Source organism: Afipia sp. GW821-FHT14H12 (assembly GCF_058803465.1).
Genome location: NZ_JBXAOZ010000001.1, coordinates 1,651,375 through 1,672,126 on the forward strand (window position 1 = coordinate 1,651,375; position 20,752 = coordinate 1,672,126).

Sequence of the window (20,752 nt, forward strand, 5' to 3'; positions counted from 1 at the left end):
AGTATTCGAATGCCCAACGCAGCCCTAGCGGTCGCGGACGAGACCTTGTGCATGGGTCCGGCCGGTCTTGAACTGGTGCGGGCTTTTGAGGCCTGCATGAAGGCCGTCCCAGGTCAGAAGGGTCGCTTCACGACCTATCGGGATTCGGCTGGCATCCTGACCATAGGTTGGGGCCACACCAATCATCATCTGCCGCGCTTCTCGGCTGGCGCGATCTGGTCACAGGCTGAGTGCGATGCAGCACTGGCGGGCGACATGCTGACATTCGAGCGCCATGTGCAGGAGCTTTGCCATGTCCCGCTGACTCAGAGCGAGTTCGATGCGCTGGTGTCGTGGTCATACAATACGGGCGGGCCTGCCACGGCGACACTGTGGAAGAAGCTGAACGCGGGAAACAAGGCCGCCATCCCGGCCGAACTGGCGAAGTGGAATAGGGCAGGCGGCCGCGTTCTGGCGGGCCTGACGCGGCGTCGGAAGGCCGAGGGCCTGATGTTCGCTGGTGATGTGAAGGGCGCGCTGGCGCTGGCTCATTCCTGACGGCTGTTGAACCAAACCCAAAGCAATAAAAGAACGACAGTTATCGAAAACAAACTGAAGTGCATCGGCATTTTGTAGGGCTACATCCGCATCGCAACGCAATACTGGACTGATCGTTCCGATCCTAAAGCACCCAGAGAAAAATCACGGCCCCCAAAGGAAGGGCTAGGAGCACCAGCGTCTTAATCGATTACCCTTCGCAGGCACAAACACCACATCGAGCGGCTTCGACCAACTCATACGCAACTCCACAACTGAACGGCGGATTCAATGAGGCATTGCGTGATTTGTTCCTGAAGAAAATGAACCAGTCCTGGCCGCCCGTTGGGCAGGCCTTTTAACTTTAATTTTTACGCCAATCCGATTGGCCATTGTACGAACTCCAGAAACTGTTCGTCCCAGTGCAGCCGCAATCCGATAAACGGATCGCCCTTCCTCAGCATACAACCGCAATGTTTGAAGATCGTCTTCCGACCAGCCGTTGCTCTTCATGTGCTCCTTCCTCGCATGTTGAACCTTGGCCATAAATGCAGAAAAGTAGGCGCAGTTCCGCGGAACGTGCAGCATCAGAGATAATTTTAGAAGTTGCGAAGAATGGTGACACCCGCCGATTTGTGCACGGCGGGAACGGACGCGCAGTATTCCCGCGATCTCAGGAGCGGGGCCTGCGCGTCTTTTTATTTGTCTGTGTTGGCTTCACGCTCTTTTTCAGCGCATCGTTCAGATCGACCGGAACGCCGTGCCTTTTCAGCAGATCGGCAAATGCCTCATCGGCAAGCTCTTGGAACGTAGCCATCCGGTCGCGGCCGAGCATAGTCAGCTTCTGAAGCGTGTCCTCATCGAACTCGATCAGCTTCCTAGGCATCCTCGCCCTCCGGGGTGATCATGATCCGCGATCCGCTTTCGTCAATGGCCAGCCAGCCCTTGTTGATCGCGTAATCTCTGCCCGCGCCGTAACTCGCAGGTGTACTCCCGCCGTCGTAGATGAAAGTGAAGTTGACCGTTCCCGTATATGCGAAAGAGCGGTTGGCTTGCTCCATTTCGGCTTTGCAAAGTCGGATCAGTTCTTTTGCGGCGGCTTCGGTGTTGGTGAAAGGGTCGTCGGTCTTAAACAGCTTCGGATGCATTCTCGTCTTTCTTCGCGCCGCGACCGACGATCTTAAGCGATTCATCCGGCAACGGTCGCTGCAGCTTCAGCGCTTGTTCTTTCGGCGCAGTTAGCCACGTCTCAATTTCATCCTGAGTCGTCAAGATTACTGGCATCGCCTTCGGGTGTATGGCGCCAACTTCGGCGTTTGGTGATGCCGTCAGGAATCCGAACAGGTCGGTTTCGATCTCACCTTCCTTGACCTTGCGAACCGACTTCCACTTCGGCACCCAGATCCCGGCAAAGAAGTTCAGCGGGCGGGTTTCATCGAAAGCGAACCAGATGTCACCGCCTTCGGCCTTGTTAAACTCGCTGAATGACGTGAACGGCACGACGCAGCGGTTCTCGACGCCAAGCCAGCGCCGCCAGTGCGGGGAGGCGGTGTTGCGGATGTTGGTGACGCCCGGATCGCGCTTTGACGCGGCGAGCACGTTCTGAGGCGAGGGCACTCCCCAGCGCGTCATTGTCAGAACGCGCTGCCCGGCCTCATTCCGAACGATCGGTGCCGCGTAATCCGGGAATATGCCGGGCATTGGCGGCAGGTTGCCGGTGCGATCCTCCATCGCCCGCGTCAGGGCAATGATGGCGGCTTGACCCTTGGTCTGGGAGTAGAGGTTACACATTGGCGGCCGAGTGATGTTGCCGAACGTGCTCTGAGATGCCGGCTATGGTGATGGTCTTGCCGCAATAGCATTTTGAGATGCCAGAGGTGCTTTGCGTCGGGAGCTGCAGGCCCTCGTCCCGCATCGTGTATTTCCAATCTGTGAAGTCGCGGTGATCGCGCCACTCCTGATAGTCGGCCTCGGTCTTGTGGGGCTGGAGGGCCTTCCATGCCATCTCGAATGCCTCGCGGGCTTCCGTGAAGTCAGCCGCGGTGCCGGATGTCATTTCACAAGGACCGCATCCTGGATAGAACCCGCAGGACCACTGCCATGGGTTGACGTGTTTCGGAACGCCAGAGCGCGCGCTGATAGAACCAATCCGAACGTCACCATGGAAAATGGCCCAGCTCTCGAAGGCTGTACCCAGTCGTCTTCGTGTCAGTTCCGTCATTCAGCCGGCTCCCGTTGGGTCTTTGCTAGTTGCTTGAGGATGGTGAATGGCGTCTCGCCATGGCGCCGACAAGCCTCATGGCGAAGCGAGTTTTCAAGTTGGTGGATGCCGGTGTCTGATGGTCGCTTGATGAGGCTTAGATCAACGCTCAGGCGCTTGCGGCAGCGGGTGCAAAGAACTTCCAGCCAGCGATAGTCGGCGTTGAGGGCTTGACCGATGGTAGGTGATGGTTGAGCAGGACCGCCCTCGGACCACATACGCTCGTTCCAGCTTTGGCAGGAGAGATCGTCGGCCTCGCGGATCAGTTGCTCGCCGGCCGCACGTTTCTCGATCGACGCATTCTCCAGCATGTTGGAAACGCCGCGCGACCTGGCCAATTCCTTACGGAGAGCCTTCCTGTCGCCGCCGGAGAGCGGCATGTGGATGTGGGACAGGTCTTTGGCCATGATACATCAAAACTTCGGCTCTTCCGTCTGCCCCAACAACTTCGCTAGCTCCTCAATCGTCTCGCCGGACGGATTCGGATTATCGAGTAGCTCCATGATCCTCTTGTCGTCGATAAATAAGCCTTGGCTCTTCGCTACGCGTTCAAAGTCCTTCACGGCCTTGTCGCTGGCGTAGCGGGATAGAGTGCGGCGGGGACGGAAGGGGATCGGGTCGGTCATCTCAGCTTCCTCCGCTTCACCGGCCGATCCCTCGACCCATGCTCCTCGACGTAGCCAAGGCGCTTCTCGTTCAGGATTTTGGAGAGAGGGCCGGGGGTCATGACCGGATCGTAAATAAGAGGGCTCGCACAAAGCAAGGACGTCGAGAGCCGTCCTGGCGTGCGTAAGAAGCAAGTTGACAGGGCGGTCTTCCGCCTGGTTCAGCGAATCCAGGGAAGGGCGGGAAGCTCTCCGCGCCCTTTCGCTTACGGGCTGCCATGTGTGTGCCTTCGCTTCCTTCGCCAATTTTAAGCTTGGAGGATTTTCAATGAAAAAAGGATTTTGGCGGCAAGCATGGTTGCGCTGGCGACAGGCACACGCCCAGCATGGTGGCTACGGCATCGGTTCGAACTCTAATAGCTATTCAACAAACGGTTATATGCGCGGCAACGGCACCTGCATGACAGAGGTCGAGTGGTGACGGGAACTGCCGGGGACCGGATCGAGTTCCGGATGAGAAGACTGCGTTTGGCCGATTGAGTATGCATGCTGGTCGGCCGCGACCGACGCTACCTATCGACATCCACGATCGCACCGGTGCGCGCATCTACATCCACTTCCATATAGTTTCCGGTAACGTCATATCCCTCGATCTGCCACTCGTTCCCCCATTTGTTCGTGCTGGACAGGGAAACCAACCCGACTCCATTGGCGATATCGATGGCCGCCTGAATTGGCATCGGCCCAGGCCGGGTGTAAATCTCGGCCACCGGTTCCTGAACGTAACCGATGTCGGCGGCTGATGCGGGGATTGTGAATCCGATTACGGCCAAAGCGACGGCGGATATCAGATTATTTTGCATGATCGTCCTCCAAAGCGCCTTCCGAGATGGTCGGCACACCACAAAACGCACGGTGGCAGAAGGCCGTTCCGCCTCGCCCCGTGACCATTTCCAGACCATCGGGTGGCAGAAACGGAACCGAGGCCCGGAGCGGCGACAGGGAGCGGGGGATCGAGTTTCGGATGAGACGGGTGAAGTCGGGGGATTAGCTGCCGTCGGACGGGAAACATTCATCGGTCCTGTCGGAAATAAGCCCCAGTAGATGCTCCTCCCGCTGTGCGTCCGTCTCGGCGTGATCCTCCAAGATTCGCTGGAGGTCCGCCGCTAGCCTTCGATAGGTCTGGGCTAGATTGCTAAAGGCCGCGCGCTTGGTCTCGTTCGTGGCCGTTTGGCTGATTGTGACGCAATGCTCGGCGTCGGCATTGAGTTTGTCGATGTAAAGCTTGATGTCCTTCATGGCCGATTACGCCGATTTACCCAAAACCGGCCATCATAATGCCGTAAGTGCAGACCGGGTTCCAAGCTTAATTTACGGTGTAGGCCTCTTGGATGAGGCAGCTCAGGAGCGCGGATTAACGGTCATCTTCGCCAAGGCGCCCCAGACCATTTGCGGTCCGGGGCTCAACCTTAACGGCCGTACCTGCAGGGTCGCTCGGCTGCGAAATCCAGTTAACGGGGAATCGATCGTTCGCTATTGACGAAAATCAAAGAGACCTGGACAGGGAGGCGGCTTCGGACGAGTCGGCGGAGGAGCGAGGATTGAAATTTTTTGCGACCCCTCTTGACGATGACCGGACCCTTTCTAATTTTTTTGTCGCCACGATGAGTGGTGCGGAGCGCCTGAAGGGCTCCGTGAGGCGGGCGCCGGTGGTGTCCGGTGTCTGCTCGTATCCATCTTGCTCTATGGAGGATTTGGCTATGAGAACCTTTGATTTTACGCCTCTTTGGCGCTCTTCGATCGGCTTTGACCGATTGATCGATCTCGTCGACGCTGCGCAACGCAGCAACGAGGAAAGCTACCCCCCGTATAACATCGAGCGCGTCGGTGAGGACCAGTACCAGATTTCCCTGGCATTGGCCGGATTCGCGCCGAGCGACGTCAACATTACTGCTGAGCAGAATGTTGTCACCATTGAGGGCCGCAAGAACGAGGAAAAACGGGACTTCCTATACCACGGAATTTCCGCGCGGGCGTTCAGGCGGCAGTTCAGCCTTGCAGACCATGTCGAGGTGAAAGATGCCTCGTTCGAGAATGGCATCCTGCGCATCGATCTGGTTCGAGAGATTCCGGAGGCGATGAAGCCACGGAAAATCGAAATCAACGCTGGATCTTCCTCATCCAACGTCCACCAAATTGAATCGAAGGCTGCTTGACCTTCCTCGGGCGGCTCGGTTTTCGAGCCGCCCCACTGGCGTCCGCAACGAAAGGAGAAGAAGGAGGACGACATGACTATCCACGGTAGATTCAACGACGACGACGTTTTCGATCTCGATGCAATCTTTCATCCCGGTGCGGTTTATGACCACCCACGCGATGTGTTGGCAGACAAAGGCCTGACAATTGCGGAGAAGAGAGCGATCCTCGCTTCTTGGGCATCGGATGCCGCCGCTGTTAGCTCTTGCCCATCGCTTCGATCTATTCCCGGACAACGGTGTCCTGTGTCGATCGACGAAATCTTGGAAGCCCTCTCTAGCCTCGATCACCGCCCGAGGCCGCCGGGAGGAAAACCTGTCCGGCGTCGATCCGTATCCCGCGTGCCCGCGGCGGCCTGATGGAGGCGGCGATGTTTAAGAGCATGCCCCAAGCCTTCGAGCTTCAGCGGCTGCGGCGACTGAAAAAGGCCGTTCTCGGCTCTGAAATCAAGGTCGGAGGACCGAGAATGATTCCTGCCGAGGACTGGATGACGGATTTAGAATCCAGAATTGCCAGCCTTGAGCGTGGCCTTGGACTTGATAGCCGCCCAACCGGATAATTCATCCTGGCGGCCGCCGTGGGACACGACGGCCGTAGGACATCCAGTAAGGGCTATTTCCCGAGTTCTTTCCGCACCGCCGCGGGGGAATTTCCGACCTTATCGACGGCTTTCTTCAGCTCGTCCCGGCTGACGCCCAGATGATGCGTCCAATATTTCACTTCGTAATCTTCGTGCATGTTGATGTGGCTGCGGTCCTGCGAACCCCTCTTGGCTAGATCGTCGGCCATGTCGATTTCCTCGGTTTTGCTCGGGCAAGAACAAGCGGGCAGGCTGCCGGGTTTCCTATTTCAGCCTTTTTGCTTTGCAGCTTTGCTCCTTGCCTTCATCAGAGACAAGTTTTGCCGTTTTCTTAAGACCCGTTTTGTGGGCAGCTTCTTTCCGAGCTTTCGCCACTTTTTTTTGGAAGTTTGTAGAGATCGTATCCGACCAGTCTAACTGCGGGAGGCATTGTCCGACCTCAGAAAAACTGGCTCGGCTTTACGCCGAGCCAATGGGGTTATGCAGCCTCGGCTTCCGCGTTCACAACGGACTTTGCAATGCTGGAAAGTGTCTGGTCCGTTTTCTTTTCTTCGGCCAACGTCTCTTTTAGAAGTTGGCTGGCTTTCTTTAAACCGAGTTCGTCTGCCCAAGTGATGAGCGTTCCGTAGCGTGAGATTTCATAATGCTCAACGGCTTGAGCGGCAGCGAGTAGGCCGGCATCCAGGGCAGGAGCGCCTTTGTACTCAGACATGATCTCTTTGCCTTCGTCCAAGATCCCCATAATTGCATCGCAGGTTTTGCCGCGAGTCGTTTCACCGAGCTCCTCGAAGACGGATTCAAGGCGCTCGACCTGCCCCTCGGTTTCTTCGAGATGCTTTTCGAAAGCTGCCCGCAGGTCATCGCTCTGAGCTGCCTTCGCCATCTTCGGCAATGCGCTCATGATCTTCTTTTCAGCGAAGTAGATATCCTTGAGCGTGTCATGGAATAGATCCTTGAGAGTTTTAGTCTTCGCCATGGGTGCCAGCCTCTAATTGGGGTGTGTGCTCGCGTCGAGAACAGGTCAGATGTCAGCGCGTACCGATGCGTTGGTGTCGCGGTCAGAAACCGGCAAAATGACCGCGTCCATCGTCCCCGTTGTGGCCGGTTGTCACCCGGCGCGAGCGTTCATTAATGTTTTCGTATGGATATGGTTTCATCCATCTAGCCGGAGCTTAACTTCGATTCGTGGGGGGAACGCCTTCGGCGCCTCTGCGCTCGGTCAGATGTGCGTCAAGCCAAACCCGTTTGCTGGAGAGCACATACCGGGGAAATTGAGCTAAAACGCAGGAGCCGTGAGCAAGTGCCCCGTTTTCAAATGCGGTAATTAACTTGTGTTATTTAAGCAGCTATTCGCGTTGATGCTCGGTGAACCACCACTTTTGGCTTCGAGAGCATCACGGTTCGTTTCTTCAGTGGCGACATGTTTGATCGGCTTGTCTCTGATCACCCAAACTACGTAAGCATTGAGGGATTGGCACTTATTGATAGCACCATAACCGTGTTGCGAGCGAAACTTGCCGAGGCGCAGCTCGAGGGTGACCGCAATGCTTTGGCCTCGGTGGCGCGAGACCTGCGGTATTGGGACGCGAGACGCACTACGGCAGAGATCGTCCCTTCGCCAACCGATTCTTCGACCGTGAGGTTCGGTAGCGTCGTTTCAATTGAGCGGAGTGGCCGCCGTTTAGCATATAGAATCGTTGGAGAAGACGAGGCAGACCCCAATAAGGGCCTTTTGCCCCATGTATCGCCGCTGGCAAGAGCTCTTATGGGGAAGATAGTCGGGGACGTTCTACGGTTTGGTCGGGGAGAGGCCAAGATCGTCGCGATCGGGACGCAGACGGACAAAACCAACGATTAAATCGAGATGAGATACTGAAGGATAAGATCGAAAATCTTCTCACCAAGGCCATCGAACGCCGGCCATCGCCGATGGGACTTCAGCGGGCGATCATCGCACGGAAGCCAATTACCAAACTATTCGCCGAGGACGGCGTTTGCCGATCGCGGTATTGAGGACAGCGTGCAGGTCAACAGTGTGTCGCCTGGCGCGATCGTGACGGGACGGCGTCTGTCGATGCTGGAGAGGGTGGCCGCTGCGAAGAACATCAGCCTCGACGAGACCAAGCAGGGTTTCCTCAAGCAGGCCGGGATCAAACGCTTCGGATCGGCGGAGGAAATCGTCGAGGTGATGGCGTTCGCGGTCTCTCCGGCGGTTCGCTGGAGGACGGGCACCGTGCTGCGCATGCATGGTGGCGATGCCCGGTCGGTCTGAACGAAAACTGGAGTGGTAAGCCATGTCAAAATTTCCCCTGATCGTTTTTGACGTCAATGAAACGCGCCTCGATCTTGAAACCATGGTGCCGATCTTCGATCGCATCTTCGGTGACGAGGGTGCCATGCGGCTCTGGGAGCCCGGTCTCGCCAACGTTTCGCCAATGATATAGCTGTTATAAACGCAAAAAGATGAAATCGAAGTCGATCTAAGTATTTGATTTTGTTGTCTTATGCGGGTTGAGCGGTTCGCTCATAACGGTCTGGTTGCAGGTTCGAGTCCTGCCGGGCCCACCAACAATTTCAATGGTTTGCGAGGTGTCTATGGTGGAAGCGTCCCGCTTCGCCAACGATACCGCCAACGAAACGTCCTGCCGACGATAACCGATCGACCTCGCGGCCTGTTTGAGGTGGCTTGGGTGGTGATGCCCATAAACGCGGTCGAGCATCTCGACCGACATACCGAGAAACCCAGCTGCCTCCCATTTGTCGATGCCGGCTTGCATCAGCCAGGTCGCGGCGGTGTGGCGCAAGGTGTGAGCGGTCACGTGGCCATCGAGGCCTGCCCGCGCGGCGGCGCTGTTAAACGCGGTCTTCACCGATGACCTGATCGGTTCGCCGTTCCACTCCACGACAAAATCACGAATGATGCGCTCGTCGCGCCAGCGGCGCAGATGCGCCAGCAGTCGGGGTGGAATGGGCACCGGCGGCTGTCGCTTCTTGGTCGCCTGCCGGCCTTCTGCCAGCCAGTAAAAGATGCCGTTGTCGAGATCGACGAATGACCGACTTTCGCCGCGCTTGATCGACGCTGTCATCACGGCGTTGGTGCGCGTGCCGGTATAAAGTGCCATCAGAATGAACCGCGCCAGATGTCGAAGTGGCCGTCGATCTGTCTCGACCAAGGTGCCTTTGTTGGGACCGCGGTGAACAGTCTGGTACTCGCGCGCGCGCCAGCATACGTCCAGCATACGTAAAGCAACCGGGCTACTTCATCGCGGGTTAGCCATCGGTCGCGAGCTTTGCCCTTCGGGGGCAAGACGACCCGAACGATCCCGCGGTGATACCCTTCTTTCGCATGATGATTGATGGCGGCGCGAAGGTCTTCAAGATCACGGCGTGCCCCACCTTCCGACCCGATGTGCCGCGCATATTCGCGGCAGGTCTCGCCGTTGATCTCGGAAAGTTTTTTGCCACCCCAGAACTCGTTAAGGCGTTCGAGACGACCGAATAACTTTGTAGCGGATGGATGATCAAGGAGCCTTCGATCATCGACGTAAATCGAGATCACGTCGGCGATGTCGATGTCTTCGATGTCGTTACGTTGCTGCTTTGGCTGGTGTTTCGCGGCGAGGTACGCCGCGAGGCATTTCTCTGCTTCTGCAGTTTGGCTCTCAGAGCATCTTGTGGCGAACTGCTTGCCTCGGTCAAGGATGACCCAAGTTGCTGGTCGAAGCGAGCCACCGCAGTCGCGATGCTCTGATCGCAGCCAGAGTCTTGGTCGTTGTGCTTTACGCGGCATAATTCTCTCATCCTCCGAACGTGATTTATCGTCGAGTAATCTTTCCCCGCGACCTGCTCGATGATGAGCCGTCCGCGAGCAGCTTCTCTGCGTAAGCCGGAAGGCGTCATCTGCCGTCAGGGAAGGTTAATGCGGCAAGGACCGACAGGCGCATAGGCGCATCTGGATCAGTCTGAGCCAAGGCTTCGCGATGATTACCGCTCGCTTTAGGCATCAGCGTCGTCCCCGCTGCGGGACTGGAGCATCCTTAGCGGCGTTGATGTCGAAACAGCGACTCCGAGACTTTCTGATGAGCCTAACGCGCGGTCAGTCGCCTTCAAGTCGTAATGCGACGTGCCGGAAATAAGGGGAGGCGTCCGGCCAAGTCGCACCCATTGGGAGAATGGGCTGGGGGACAACCCACAGTATGCCGCCGCTTGCGCGCGGGTCCGTAATCGGGGGCACTAAAAAATCAGCAGTAGATTGCTGCTATCCAATCCGCTCCACTGATAAACATTTAGGGAAAGGCTATCCAGTTTGCCACTAATAAGGAGGATGAATGGGTGCACGGCGAGCCGCGCATCTATCGTAGGCCGGTGACCAATGGTCGGTGACTGCAAGATCTACGCAATTTCTTACATATTATTCAGGTTGGTGACGCGCCATCCAATTAAACCTTTAAGAAAAATGCCTCGATTTCGGAAGCCTCGCCTCAATGGGAGTCTCGGTAAATAAGTATCGAAACTTCATTGAGATGGCAAAATGGGCTAGATGGCATCATACTTCGGAGGCGCTCGATCGAGCGAAACAAGAAGATTATTGTGCCTCGCGGCTCTCATCCCGCTGGTGGTATCGCTTCCGGTCGGGGAGTTGAAGGCTGAGACACCTGGCATTCAAGTAGCCGATTGCTCTATCCGTTCATTTGAGTACGGAGCTAAAGAGGCGGTCCAATCTTGCTCTAAGAAGCTTGAGCGTTCCGATCTTTCGGACAGCGAAAGAGCCGCGGCACTCAAAATAAGAGCTCGGTCGTTGCATAAATTAGGCCGCGTAGATGATGCCATCTCTGATTACGATCAGGCCATTAAATTGACCCCGGGCGACAAGGAATTGCTCGCTCGAAGAGGCTGGTGTGCTGTCGACAAACGGCAGCCGCTCCGAGCAATTCAGATGGCCAATGCGGCGCTCAAAATCGACTCCAATTACAGTGAAGCGTATGGCCTGATCGGTGCTGTCCTGGCTAGCCGTGGAAGAGATTCATTCAGTGAAGCGAAAAGCGCCTATGACCGAGCGATTGAATTAGATCGACTCAATGTGTTGGCGCACTTCAACAGGATGCAGTTATTCAAAGCCAATGGCATGCTGCCCGAAGCGCTGAAGGAGTCAGAGGAAATCTTGTCTCTGCCTGCTGAGGCGATAACAAAGCCAAACGTTGTCACTTACTATAAAAAGGGCACGACATTCCGTGTTTCTGTTTCGCTTGATCATGCCGGAATGCTCAGACAAGCAGGGCGTATCGCAGATGCTCGTGCGTCATATGATGAAGCTGTCCGAAAAGACCCGAGTGAGCTGACCTATTCGTGGCGAGCCAATTTCCTCTTGGAGAACTCAGAGCCCATAAAATCGGTGCAGGATGATTTGGATAAGGCGCTCGTTTACGATCCAAATTATTGGTTCGCTATTGAACAGCAGGCTCGCGTCTTTTTCTACACCCAACGCTACGATGACGCTCAAAGCGAGATGGCTAGGGCGATCAGTTTATTCCCAGAGAATGGCTTCATGCACTGGTCGAGAGCTCTTTCGCTAAAGAAGCTATCGAGGACAGAGGAGGCTTCGGCCGAAGCTGTTGCTGCGTTCAAAGTCGATCCAGGCTTCATGTTCAAAAAAATTAAGATGCTGAGGTCAAACGGGCTGCTTCCTGAAATTTCTGACGATCGAGATCCTCGTCCGCTTCTCTATGATGCAGCTCAAGCTTGTATGTTGGATGATCAATGCGGATGAAGAAAAGAGCCCGACATAACCTTGCGCAGTACGTCATAGTTACTTTGGCGGCGCTAATTATGCCGGCACATGCCGAGGCTCCCCCGAGCGCAGGGTATTTTTACTTTCGATCTACATCGTGCGTCATGGCGAAGTACAACCATACGCCGCCTTGCGAATTGCCGGTGCTTGCGGATGGTATGGACGCTTCCCAACGAGAAGCGGCAAGACGTAAGCGGATTGACTATTACATTGATCTCAACCAGTTCGGCGATGCGCTGAAGGAAGCATCTGAACTCTCAGTCGAAATGCCGAGTGATTCCAAGATTCACTTGCTGGTGGGACGACTTGCTATGTCGTCCGGGAATCTCGAACTTGCGCGAGTTGAATTGGAAAAGGCCGATTCGCTAGAGCCAAACGATGCAGACACACAAGCGTCTCTGGCTCTTCTATCAAGTCAGCTTCCGATGGAGGAATTGCGCGAGTTCGACAAGATTGTCGCTTCTCATCCGCAGCATACCTTTTCACGCTCGCAACGGGCCACGCTTCTGATGCAGGTAGGGCAATTTTCGGAAGCGGTCAAAGATTTAAACTATCTGTCTGCCAGAAACCCTAACGACATGGGGTTAATCGAGCGTCGTGCTATTGCGAATATGGGCAATGGGGATTCCGCAAAGGCAGTGGCTGATTTTCAAGTCGCGATAGGGCGAGAGCCCAATCGCTTCGATCTGAGATTAATGCTCGCCGCCGCATACGAGCGGATGGGTAAAGATGAAGCCGCCTTGGGGGAATATAATGCGGTATTGGAGACGGTGGACGGCCATCGCAAGTACGCGTTCAATGGGGACCAACTTTCGGGCCTCTATTTGAATAGAGCGCTCATACTACGCAAAATGAACCGCTTCGATGAAGCCGGCGATGATGCAGTGGAATCGGTAAAGCTAGCCAATAAACGCTCCATCCTGCGCATTCAGCTCTTGCTAAGAGATAACGGTTTTCCGGAAACGGCGCTTAACGGCCAACCATCGCTGGAGATGTCGCATAACATACACGCATGTTTTCGCCTGAACTCGTGCTTTGAGAAGTTGAGCGATCCTCTATGACGGAGCATTTGTTCAAACTAGCTAAGTATAGTAGCCAATAAACGAAGTGCGCTTCCTTCAAGCGCAAACTGTTTCGTCATCGAAAGTTGTTATTGGCGCGTATGTTTTTACGCTAACATACTGGTGATCGCCCGCGGCAGAGGACCGCACTGCGATTTTGCTGGCCGCAGATGGTGGGACGCCTGCTGTGTCGGCTTTTGGCGCTAGTTAGATGCTCTTGCCAGCCCATGAATCAACGATAGCCGTGATGGACGTCGGTTCAAATGCGAAACTGTTTCGCATTTGAATGATGGCAAGATGCACACTATCACCGAATCAGATCTGAGGATTTCGTTGAATACGTAGTTGATTTGATATTGCTCCAATGTGCGTAATTAGCTGGCGCATCGTGCTTCAGCACATTGGAATCTCGCATGATTGATGAGGACAGTTTCGACTATCGGACGATTCGAGAAGAAACGCGCGATGAACTTCGTCACTTGGCGACAAGATTGAGACTTGCGCTAAGAATGACGACGGAGCAGGCCGCAAAGATCGGTGGGATGCTGCGTGAAGCTAAAAATATTCTGCCCCATGGTCGGTTCGGGACCTTTTGTTCTGACGCGCTGGGTTTGGATCGGCGTCTGGCTCAAATATACATGAACTTGAACAGGTTCGTGGAGCGGGTCGGGCAGGATGTAGCGAGGGATTTGCCACTCGGCATTGCTCAAAGGCTCGCGGCGAGAAACGCTCCGGAAGCAACCGTATCAGCCGTCGTGGCGTCTGTGAAAAGTGGTCAGCGAGTGACGCAAGCTTCAGTGATGGCGCACATAAATGCTAGTCCGGATGCGGCTGACGCGGCTGAAGCTCAAGACCGAATTGAGAGGTTGATTGTAAGCCTTCGGGTAGTTGACAGAGACATTCGTATCGAACTCGCTGCATTCCTTGGCTCGGCGGGTCACGTGTCGATTGCCACCTTCGCTGAGCGCCTGGTTCAGGATTTAGTGGTCGAGAGTACATCTCTAGCGCCGATGGAATCCCAAGGTCGCCTGTTTCTCGAAGGAACCAACGATTGGGGCTCAAAACCATAAGGTCATAATGCTCGAATAAGAGCGCCGAGAGCGGCTTTCCAGAGCCAAGGAAAAACCTTCCGAAGCGCCTGCCACATTTCATCGCCGCCGCTCGCGTTTTGAAATTGCTCTGATATCGCGCGTTGAGTGGCGGCGGAGTTTGCAAGTTCTCCCCCCGTTACATCCCCCATTTTGAAACGTATTTCAGACGTTTTGTAACATTTTTCATAAGCCCAAAAAACCTTCAGACTTACGTTTCATGAGCTGAGATTCTTGTTTCAAAAGATCAGACAAAAGTTTCAAGGTTTTTGACGGGCTGGATGGCAGGTTCTCCAACTCAACTTGGCTGGCCTGTGAGCCACGGTTTCAGCACGATCAACTCGCCACGATCTGACTTTTCTTTGGCGGCCAGAAGGATTTCGCTGATTTTGCAGATAACCGGTGAATCGAGTGCAGCGATCAAGGCCTCCGACTGCTTTTCTGACAGAGAGTTCTTGCGCCCGTAACGCGAACTGGCAGGGCCAGCATGCCCCAGTATCCGATCGCGCGTGCGTTGTGCGATGGCTTCACTGTCCAGCGCCTCCGCCATCAGATGACGGGTGCTGTACAATGCAATGTCGGCGCGCGTGATTTCCAGAAGCGGTTTAACGTATTGCCATGATTTTGTGATGGGTTGCCCCCATCTCAGTTCGCCGGTCGATTTTTGATAAGGCTTCCATTCGGGAAACAGCCGGTCCGTACCTAGCGCAGATAATTCGTCGGCGCGCTGGAGCAGACCAAGGTCGATGAGGAGCGGATGAATCGGAACAATCCGGTCCGACGTGCGCGTTTTCAGCTGACGCAAATCTTTAATTGCGACGCGACCACTGCGCGGGTCGAATGGCCGTAAGTCGAAAAAATAGAGTCCGTCGATACACACGAGATCGTTGCAGCGGATCTGGCCGACTTCGCCGGCTCGCATGCCAGTCAAGGCGAGAATGAGGTAAGCCCAATACAAATGACTTTGAACAAAGTAGTTGCCTTTGGTCCAAATCCGGTGATTACCGCCGCAGCCGGTAAACAAAGCAAGGCGGAAGAGCCGGACCAATTCATCAGTGTCGAAGGCGTCGCGGCCGATCGATGCGAAATTTTCTGGACTAATGAACGCCATGTCGGGATTTGGACCTGTGTAGATGTTCTTAGACTTTGCCCACTTGAAGAAAGCTTCGATTTGCGCGTGATATTTTTCAATGCTCCTCGCAGTCAGGCGAGTCAGTTTCTCCCACCCGTGATCCCGGGCATAATTGTATCGCGCCAACAGGCTCTCAGTATGATCTTGAGGAATTTTGTTCCGCTTTGGAATATCGGGCAGCGCTTTTTCGATGCGATCGAAGTCATCTTCTGTAAGCGACCCGATCAAGGGGTCGTTTAGAAAGTCGATCATGAATGAAAGCACCGGACCATAGTTCCCGCGGGTGCGATCGTCCGGTTTTCGTTTTTTTTTGTATGCGTAAAATTTCTCGATGACTTCCGAGAGTCGTAGTGAAGACTGGATTTCAACTTCGTTGATGGCCAAGGGCGTTATTTCAACTTCCGAAGACTGCGCGGGTACTAACGCATGACTTTCCGCGCTCTCCGTAATGAATGGTTGAAGTTCGGGTGGAATATCCGGATAGCGCGATGATGCGGTGGGTACGGGTTCAATCGGTGTGCGAGGAGCGGTCGAGGTGGCAGCCCAGCCATTCGCCAAGGCTTCAGTCGCTTCGCTGCGGCCGCGCTCGTATTCGCGGCGCCGGGCAATGATGGCAAGTTGCGCCTCTGAAGCCTGGTTCTGACGAATGAATTCGCACCAGGCTTCGGCGAAGTCCGGAAAATTGTGACTGTAGAGGTATTGGCGTTCCCGGCAGCGGGTGATGAAAGTGCGCACTTGATGTTCGAACGCCTGACGATCGGCGAGGGTGCGCTCATCGTCGGGTTGACCAAGGCTGGTGAACCGATTTAACCGGCCCAGCAGAATAAATCCAAGAGAGTCGAGATCCGGCGCGTTAACGATCTCAATGGCCCACGCAAAGCTACTCATCAGACGCCTCTTTGCTTCCGCATACACTGACGTCTTCAATGAGGCCCGCAAAACAGAGCGCTCGTAAAGCTCGGATGCAAATCGGCCCAAACGTATCTGTAGATAATATCGGCCGCCCTCGCGGCGGGTGAGATAGGGAGCTCGCGCCATCGTGCTTTCGTCCTTTCGGGGCGCGATTGGCTGTGTGACATCACTGGGGGATGTCACACAGCGATCTCGAACCCCTGATTGGGCGAGTGCGATGAATTTCAAGGATTTTTGGAAAGCCGACGAAGGTGGTAGCGAGAGAGGGACTCGAACCCCCGACCCCAGGATTATGATTCCCGTGCTCTAACCAGCTGAGCTACCTCGCCAAAATCCGCATGGCCGATGTGACCGGCCACCCGCGAATGGCGCATATAAAGAGGGAGGCAAATGGCTGTCAAGCAAGAGAAAGCTCCGAAAACGCATCATTTCGGCCGCACGTTCGGATTGCCGCCCGGACTGCCGGGCGGAGGGATCACCGGCATGGAACTGCTGGGTGGGTTTGGAGTCGGCGCGTGCATCTCGGGGTCGACGCCAGCAGGAGGGCACAGCACCCCGTCTGATTGGGCGAGCGTGTCGCCGAGCGGTCTGCCAGTTTCGCTCTTCGGATTCGACGACTGGACACGGCCTTCTTTCGGCGAAATCTGAGTAGGTGCGCAGCCGGTCGTTGCACGATTAGGATGGGGCGGTGCCGTCTGCGCCGGCGGTGTCGCGGGTGCAGGTGCGGCCTGGGCAAACATGCGTGCAGGCATGGCCGCCAGCACACAGATCATCGCACCGAAAGTCATGGATATCCGCATGACGGCTGAACGATTCCGGCCCGCGGATGTTCCGGCGCGAAGTCAGAGCTTGCGGTAACGGATCAGGGAAAAATGCCCCATCGGCGGCATTGGTCGCCGCTCGATCAGATCGATGCCGCCGTGGCGGGCTGCCCAGTTGACGAGGCGTGCCCAGGGGAACTCGGGCCGCCAGCCCAGCCGCCGCGCCAGCGGCGCGAAGGCCAACTCGAAAAGTTTGCGAGGGCCGCCTTCCGCGCCGATGTGGTTGACGAGAATGAGCTCGCCGCCAGGCTTCAGCACGCGCACGAAATCATCGAGCGTGGCTTCGGGCTCGGGCACGGCGGTGACGACATATTGCGCGACCACGGCGTCGAAGGTGCCGTCCGCGAATGCCAGATGCTTGGCGTCCATCACCGACAGGGCTTCCACGTTGGTCAGGTTGAGCGTCCGGGCGCGTTCGCGAGCTTTGCGGAGCATAGGCTCCGAAATGTCGACGCCGCAGATTTTCGTGGTGCGCGAATAGTCGGTCAGCGACAGGCCGGTGCCGATACCGACATCGAGGATACGTCCGCCGATCTGGTCGGCCAGTGCGATCGTGGCTTTGCGTCCGGCATCGAAGACTTGCCCGAAGACGAGATCGTAGATCGGGGCCCAAGCGGCATAAGCCTTCGCCACTCCGGCGCGATCGATGTCGTTACCCACGATGGTTCGAAACCTCTAGATCGCGGCGGAGGCCGCAAGGTGCTGGAAATCCGTTTTGTCGCCGTGATTGAAAGCGTGCGTGATGAACCCGCCGCCGAGCACGCGCGCCTGCCCTGCCGGTGCATCGTAGAACACGCAAGCCTGTCCGGGCGAGATGCCTTCCTCGCCGGCGAGAAGTTCGACTTCGCAATGATCGCCATTCATCCGCAGATGGGCCGCCTGAGGCGGACGGGTCGAGCGCACCTTGATGTAGAGATCGCGACCTTCGGTTGCCGCGCGCTCGAATGAGCCGTCGCCGATCCAGTTGATATCGCGCAGGGTGATGACGCTTTTGCGCAGCGCGGCGCGCGGGCCGACGATGACTCTGCGCGATGCGGCGTCGAGCGCAACGACGTAAAGTGGCTCGGCGGCTGCAATGCCAATGCCGCGGCGCTGGCCGATCGTGAAGTTCACGATGCCCTGATGATGGCCGAGAACGCGGCCGCGCAGATCGACGATGTCGCCGGGCTGCAGAGCATTCGGCTTCATGCGCTCGATCACGTCGGTATAGCGGCCGGTCGGCACGAAGCAGATGTCCTGACTGTCGTGTTTCTCGGCGACCGGCAGATCGAAACGGCGCGCCAATTCGCGGGTCTGGGTCTTGGTCATGTCCCCGAGCGGGAAACGCAGATCGTTGAGCTGGTCCTGCGTCGTCGCAAACAGGAAATAACTCTGGTCGCGGTCGGCATCGGCGGCGCAGACCATGGCGCGCGAGCCGTCAGCCTGACGCCGCGAGGCGACGTAATGGCCGGTGGCCAGCGCCTTGGCGCCGAGTTCTCGCGCGGTGGTGAGCAGATCGCGGAATTTGACGGAACGGTTGCACTCGATGCACGGCACTGGCGTTTCGCCGAGGACGTAGCTCTCCGCGAAGCGGTCGATCACCGACTCCCGGAAGCGGCTCTCATAGTCGAGTACATAATGTGGAATGCCAATGCGTTCGGCGACATCGCGCGCGTCGTGAATGTCCTGTCCCGCGCAGCAGGCGCCTTTGCGGTGGGTCGCGGCGCCATGATCGTAAAGTTGCAGCGTGATGCCGATGACGTCATAGCCCTCGGCCTTCAGCAAGGCAGCCGTGGTCGAGGAGTCGACGCCACCGGACATGGCGACGACCACGCGCGTGCCGGACGGCGGTCCTTCGAGGTCGAGACTGTTGAGCATCGCATTGATCCAAGGGCGCGAAGGCCGCGTCCTGTCTGGTTACTTTATTATAGTTGGGGACGATGGGTGGCAATTAGAACGGTTTCGTCCGGCAAAACTTGCCGGAAGGCAGAAAAAGCATCCTGACAAGGCTCCGATGGAAGACTGTCCGGCAATTTAAGATATTGATTTTATTGTACATATTTAGAAACTGAGGCTGGCCCGGTCCTTGCTGAGAAAGCTGTAGGTACCTTTGCGAGAACCAGTCCCGTGTTGAACGTTGCGCACGATCCAGCCGTCAATTCCCAGATTTACAGCCACCGTACCCCGCCCAGGCAGGATCAGGGCGGGTCCGCGGACGATTTCGGTTCCCTGGTCGATAGCAATACATCGGCGGCCGATCGTGATCCTCCCGCGCCGTCTTCCCAGGACAATGCAGCTCAGCAGGCAAGTGGCAACGATCGCCCTGCCAAGCGCGATGACAGGAGCGATGCTGGCAATGCAGCGGATACGCAGCAGGCCACGCCGCGCACCGGCGTTTCCAGTCAAAAAGGAAAGAAGCCGTCCGCTCATGCGGGGTCGGCTACGGCGAAAACCGGCCTGACCGAGGGAAAATCCAAGCCCAAGCTGAAAGACGGCGCATCTGACGAGACATCGGCGGATACAGGCAAGACCCAGCAAACGGCGGCCGATCTGACAAATCCGAATGCGGTCGCAGTCGCGACTCCCGCGACGACGCCGGAGGCGGCTATCAAGCCAGATGGCAAATCATCCGATGGGTCGGGTGAGACTGAGACACCTGCTACAGGGGTCTCGGCGGTGGTCGCCGTTGCAGCAACTTCGGCCAAAGACGCCGCTGCCGGTACGGATGCAAAGGCAGTCGCAACGACAACCGCAGCCAAGCCGGGCACCGAGCCCGTGGCCGGACATTCGTCTTCCGAGAAATCGAAGACCGATCACGCGCAGGCATCTGCCGATGGTGCTGCGCCGGCAGCGACCGGTGATGGCGCGGATGCAACAGCGCTGTCCACCGGTATCGTCATGTCGCAGCAGGTTACGACAGCCGGTGCGACGCCAACTTCCACCGGTGTCGTGAAGACGGAGGCCGTCGCGGGCATCGGGAATGGCAAGTCGGCGAAAGCACAGGCCAAAACGGCCGATGCGGATGAGGTCGGCACAAAAACCGGAGCCGAGGCCAAGCCTTCCGGCGATAAGCCTGCCGCTTCTTCCTCCGATGACACGAATGCGGATAATGGCAAGAGTAATGCCGCTTCGACGAAAGCGGACAATGGGACTGCACCTACGGCTCCCGTGCATGATCGGCACGGCGCCGATATCCAGAGTTCGAAGCCGGATGTCAGCTTCCAGGCAGCCCTCGATCTGCAAGCGCCCGCCACACAACAGACTCAAACCCAACAGCAATTCACGGTGACGGCGGCGGGGCCAACGGCCTCCGCGCAGGCTGCCAGCGTTCCTGTGCCGGTCAATGGGCTCGCGGTCGACATCGCGACGCGCGCGGCAGCGGGCAATACTAGCTTCCAGATCCGTCTCGATCCCGCCGAACTTGGCCGCATCGATGTGCGGCTCGACGTCGACAAGCACGGCCGGGTGACCTCGCACCTCACGGTGGATCAACCCGCGACGCTCGACATGCTGCGCAAGGATGCGCCGCAATTGCAGCGCGCGCTGGAGGATGCCGGCCTCAAGACGGGCGATGGCGGGTTGCAGTTCAGCCTGCGCGATCAATCGCCGCAAGGAGGTCAGGGCGACAACGGGCAGGGGCGCCATTCGCAACGCCTGATCGTCTCCGAAGAGGTTTCAACCACGCCGCAGGCTGCGGGCGCGAGCTACGGCCGGTCTTCCGGTTCGAGCTCCGGCGTCGATATCAGCATTTGAG

At 56.8% G+C, this 20,752-nt stretch carries 29 protein-coding genes and 1 tRNA gene; 12 read left to right on the top strand and 18 right to left on the bottom strand.

Translation table 11 applies throughout. The features are described from left to right. Positions 1-9 precede the first annotated feature (9 nt). Positions 10-537 (top strand): lysozyme, encoded by a 528-nt coding sequence (locus AC1RNA_RS08160; RefSeq protein ID WP_492950748.1) that lies wholly within the window; start codon positions 10-12, stop codon positions 535-537. Positions 538-804: 267 nt separating this feature from the next. Here AC1RNA_RS08160 and AC1RNA_RS08165 read toward each other — a convergent pair whose 3' ends face one another. From AC1RNA_RS08165 to AC1RNA_RS08195, 7 genes are all read right to left on the bottom strand, one after another. Then, a complete protein-coding gene (locus AC1RNA_RS08165) occupies positions 805-1,029 on the bottom strand; it encodes a hypothetical protein (protein WP_492950749.1) in 225 nt (74 codons plus the stop codon). Positions 1,030-1,189: 160 nt separating this feature from the next. Continuing rightward, positions 1,190-1,402: a hypothetical protein gene (locus AC1RNA_RS08170; protein ID WP_492950750.1), complete on the bottom strand. Its 213-nt coding sequence runs from the start codon at positions 1,400-1,402 to the stop codon at positions 1,190-1,192. Beyond that, complete coding sequence (locus AC1RNA_RS08175) at positions 1,395-1,664, bottom strand: hypothetical protein (RefSeq protein ID WP_492950751.1); 270 nt, start codon at positions 1,662-1,664, stop codon at positions 1,395-1,397. The genes AC1RNA_RS08170 and AC1RNA_RS08175 overlap by 8 nt, the downstream gene beginning before the upstream one ends. After that, positions 1,645-2,307: an SOS response-associated peptidase gene (locus tag AC1RNA_RS08180; protein WP_492950752.1), complete on the bottom strand. Its 663-nt coding sequence runs from the start codon at positions 2,305-2,307 to the stop codon at positions 1,645-1,647. Before AC1RNA_RS08180 ends, AC1RNA_RS08175 begins: the two co-directional genes overlap by 20 nt. After that, positions 2,300-2,737 carry a hypothetical protein gene (locus tag AC1RNA_RS08185; protein WP_492950753.1) on the bottom strand — a complete coding sequence of 146 codons (438 nt, stop codon included), beginning with the start codon at positions 2,735-2,737 and terminating at the stop codon, positions 2,300-2,302. Before AC1RNA_RS08185 ends, AC1RNA_RS08180 begins: the two co-directional genes overlap by 8 nt. Next, positions 2,734-3,183 carry a hypothetical protein gene (locus AC1RNA_RS08190; RefSeq protein WP_492950754.1) on the bottom strand — a complete coding sequence of 150 codons (450 nt, stop codon included), beginning with the start codon at positions 3,181-3,183 and terminating at the stop codon, positions 2,734-2,736. Before AC1RNA_RS08190 ends, AC1RNA_RS08185 begins: the two co-directional genes overlap by 4 nt. Positions 3,184-3,189: 6 nt before the next feature. Next, positions 3,190-3,402, bottom strand: a complete 213-nt coding sequence (locus AC1RNA_RS08195) for a hypothetical protein (protein WP_492950755.1) — start codon at positions 3,400-3,402, stop codon at positions 3,190-3,192. A gap of 307 nt (positions 3,403-3,709) precedes the next feature. Between AC1RNA_RS08195 and AC1RNA_RS08200 the strand changes: the two genes are divergently transcribed. Next, positions 3,710-3,862, top strand: a complete 153-nt coding sequence (locus tag AC1RNA_RS08200) for a hypothetical protein (RefSeq protein WP_492950756.1) — start codon at positions 3,710-3,712, stop codon at positions 3,860-3,862. An 88-nt stretch (positions 3,863-3,950) separates the two neighbouring features. On the opposite strand, the gene AC1RNA_RS08205 is transcribed toward AC1RNA_RS08200, so the two are convergent. Then, positions 3,951-4,244 carry a hypothetical protein gene (locus tag AC1RNA_RS08205; protein ID WP_492950757.1) on the bottom strand — a complete coding sequence of 98 codons (294 nt, stop codon included), beginning with the start codon at positions 4,242-4,244 and terminating at the stop codon, positions 3,951-3,953. Positions 4,245-4,428: 184 nt separating this feature from the next. Continuing rightward, the gene (locus AC1RNA_RS08210; RefSeq protein ID WP_492950758.1) at positions 4,429-4,680 is read right to left on the bottom strand and encodes a hypothetical protein; all 252 of its coding nucleotides are present in this window, start codon (positions 4,678-4,680) and stop codon (positions 4,429-4,431) included. 461 nt (positions 4,681-5,141) lie between these two features. On the opposite strand from AC1RNA_RS08210, the gene AC1RNA_RS08215 reads away from it, so the two are divergent. The 3 genes from AC1RNA_RS08215 to AC1RNA_RS08225 all read left to right on the top strand — a co-directional run bounded on the left by AC1RNA_RS08215 (position 5,142) and on the right by AC1RNA_RS08225 (position 6,196). Continuing rightward, the gene (locus tag AC1RNA_RS08215; RefSeq protein WP_492951199.1) at positions 5,142-5,597 is read left to right on the top strand and encodes an Hsp20 family protein; all 456 of its coding nucleotides are present in this window, start codon (positions 5,142-5,144) and stop codon (positions 5,595-5,597) included. Positions 5,598-5,669: 72 nt separating this feature from the next. Continuing rightward, positions 5,670-5,996, top strand: a complete 327-nt coding sequence (locus AC1RNA_RS08220; RefSeq protein ID WP_492950759.1) for a hypothetical protein — start codon at positions 5,670-5,672, stop codon at positions 5,994-5,996. 11 nt (positions 5,997-6,007) lie between these two features. Beyond that, positions 6,008-6,196, top strand: coding sequence for a hypothetical protein (locus tag AC1RNA_RS08225; protein WP_492950760.1), 189 nt, complete (start codon positions 6,008-6,010; stop codon positions 6,194-6,196). 53 nt (positions 6,197-6,249) lie between these two features. Here the strand turns inward: AC1RNA_RS08225 and AC1RNA_RS08230 are convergent, their stop codons facing one another. Continuing rightward, positions 6,250-6,426, bottom strand: coding sequence for a DUF3606 domain-containing protein (locus AC1RNA_RS08230; RefSeq protein WP_492950761.1), 177 nt, complete (start codon positions 6,424-6,426; stop codon positions 6,250-6,252). A 269-nt stretch (positions 6,427-6,695) separates the two neighbouring features. Then, positions 6,696-7,193 (bottom strand): YciE/YciF ferroxidase family protein, encoded by a 498-nt coding sequence (locus AC1RNA_RS08235; protein ID WP_492950762.1) that lies wholly within the window; start codon positions 7,191-7,193, stop codon positions 6,696-6,698. Positions 7,194-7,637: 444 nt separating this feature from the next. Between AC1RNA_RS08235 and AC1RNA_RS08240 the strand changes: the two genes are divergently transcribed. From AC1RNA_RS08240 to AC1RNA_RS08250, 3 genes are all read left to right on the top strand, one after another. After that, positions 7,638-8,075, top strand: coding sequence for a GreA/GreB family elongation factor (locus AC1RNA_RS08240; RefSeq protein WP_492950763.1), 438 nt, complete (start codon positions 7,638-7,640; stop codon positions 8,073-8,075). A 162-nt stretch (positions 8,076-8,237) separates the two neighbouring features. Further along, the gene (locus AC1RNA_RS08245; RefSeq protein WP_492950764.1) at positions 8,238-8,489 is read left to right on the top strand and encodes an SDR family oxidoreductase; all 252 of its coding nucleotides are present in this window, start codon (positions 8,238-8,240) and stop codon (positions 8,487-8,489) included. 22 nt (positions 8,490-8,511) lie between these two features. Further along, a complete protein-coding gene (locus tag AC1RNA_RS08250; RefSeq protein WP_492950765.1) occupies positions 8,512-8,661 on the top strand; it encodes a hypothetical protein in 150 nt (49 codons plus the stop codon). 36 nt (positions 8,662-8,697) lie between these two features. Here AC1RNA_RS08250 and AC1RNA_RS08255 read toward each other — a convergent pair whose 3' ends face one another. Together AC1RNA_RS08255 and AC1RNA_RS08260 are read right to left on the bottom strand one after the other, a co-directional pair. Further along, on the bottom strand, positions 8,698-9,339 hold the full coding sequence (locus AC1RNA_RS08255; RefSeq protein WP_492950766.1) for a tyrosine-type recombinase/integrase: 642 nt from the start codon (positions 9,337-9,339) through the stop codon (positions 8,698-8,700). Continuing rightward, positions 9,339-10,007 carry a site-specific integrase gene (locus AC1RNA_RS08260; protein WP_492950767.1) on the bottom strand — a complete coding sequence of 223 codons (669 nt, stop codon included), beginning with the start codon at positions 10,005-10,007 and terminating at the stop codon, positions 9,339-9,341. The genes AC1RNA_RS08255 and AC1RNA_RS08260 overlap by 1 nt, the downstream gene beginning before the upstream one ends. 849 nt (positions 10,008-10,856) lie before the next feature. On the opposite strand from AC1RNA_RS08260, the gene AC1RNA_RS08265 reads away from it, so the two are divergent. The 3 genes from AC1RNA_RS08265 (at position 10,857) to AC1RNA_RS08275 (ending at position 14,136) form a co-directional block, all read left to right on the top strand. Beyond that, positions 10,857-11,984 carry a tetratricopeptide repeat protein gene (locus AC1RNA_RS08265; RefSeq protein ID WP_492950768.1) on the top strand — a complete coding sequence of 376 codons (1,128 nt, stop codon included), beginning with the start codon at positions 10,857-10,859 and terminating at the stop codon, positions 11,982-11,984. Between the two features lie 125 nt (positions 11,985-12,109). Beyond that, positions 12,110-13,066, top strand: coding sequence for a tetratricopeptide repeat protein (locus tag AC1RNA_RS08270; protein ID WP_492950769.1), 957 nt, complete (start codon positions 12,110-12,112; stop codon positions 13,064-13,066). Positions 13,067-13,479: 413 nt separating this feature from the next. Continuing rightward, complete coding sequence (locus AC1RNA_RS08275) at positions 13,480-14,136, top strand: hypothetical protein (RefSeq protein WP_492950770.1); 657 nt, start codon at positions 13,480-13,482, stop codon at positions 14,134-14,136. A 316-nt stretch (positions 14,137-14,452) separates the two neighbouring features. Here the strand turns inward: AC1RNA_RS08275 and AC1RNA_RS08280 are convergent, their stop codons facing one another. From AC1RNA_RS08280 to mnmA, 5 genes are all read right to left on the bottom strand, one after another. Next, positions 14,453-16,174, bottom strand: a complete 1,722-nt coding sequence (locus tag AC1RNA_RS08280; RefSeq protein WP_492950771.1) for a site-specific integrase — start codon at positions 16,172-16,174, stop codon at positions 14,453-14,455. A 276-nt stretch (positions 16,175-16,450) separates the two neighbouring features. Further along, a tRNA-Met gene (locus AC1RNA_RS08285) sits at positions 16,451-16,527 on the bottom strand. A gap of 96 nt (positions 16,528-16,623) precedes the next feature. Beyond that, the gene (locus tag AC1RNA_RS08290) at positions 16,624-16,986 is read right to left on the bottom strand and encodes a hypothetical protein (RefSeq protein WP_492950772.1); all 363 of its coding nucleotides are present in this window, start codon (positions 16,984-16,986) and stop codon (positions 16,624-16,626) included. A 54-nt stretch (positions 16,987-17,040) separates the two neighbouring features. Continuing rightward, positions 17,041-17,679: a class I SAM-dependent methyltransferase gene (locus AC1RNA_RS08295; RefSeq protein WP_009337168.1), complete on the bottom strand. Its 639-nt coding sequence runs from the start codon at positions 17,677-17,679 to the stop codon at positions 17,041-17,043. A gap of 15 nt (positions 17,680-17,694) precedes the next feature. After that, positions 17,695-18,876 carry a tRNA 2-thiouridine(34) synthase MnmA gene (gene mnmA / locus AC1RNA_RS08300; RefSeq protein WP_492950773.1) on the bottom strand — a complete coding sequence of 394 codons (1,182 nt, stop codon included), beginning with the start codon at positions 18,874-18,876 and terminating at the stop codon, positions 17,695-17,697. A 249-nt stretch (positions 18,877-19,125) separates the two neighbouring features. On the opposite strand from mnmA, the gene AC1RNA_RS08305 reads away from it, so the two are divergent. Beyond that, positions 19,126-20,751 carry a flagellar hook-length control protein FliK gene (locus AC1RNA_RS08305; protein WP_492950774.1) on the top strand — a complete coding sequence of 542 codons (1,626 nt, stop codon included), beginning with the start codon at positions 19,126-19,128 and terminating at the stop codon, positions 20,749-20,751. Position 20,752: the final 1 nt, after the last annotated feature.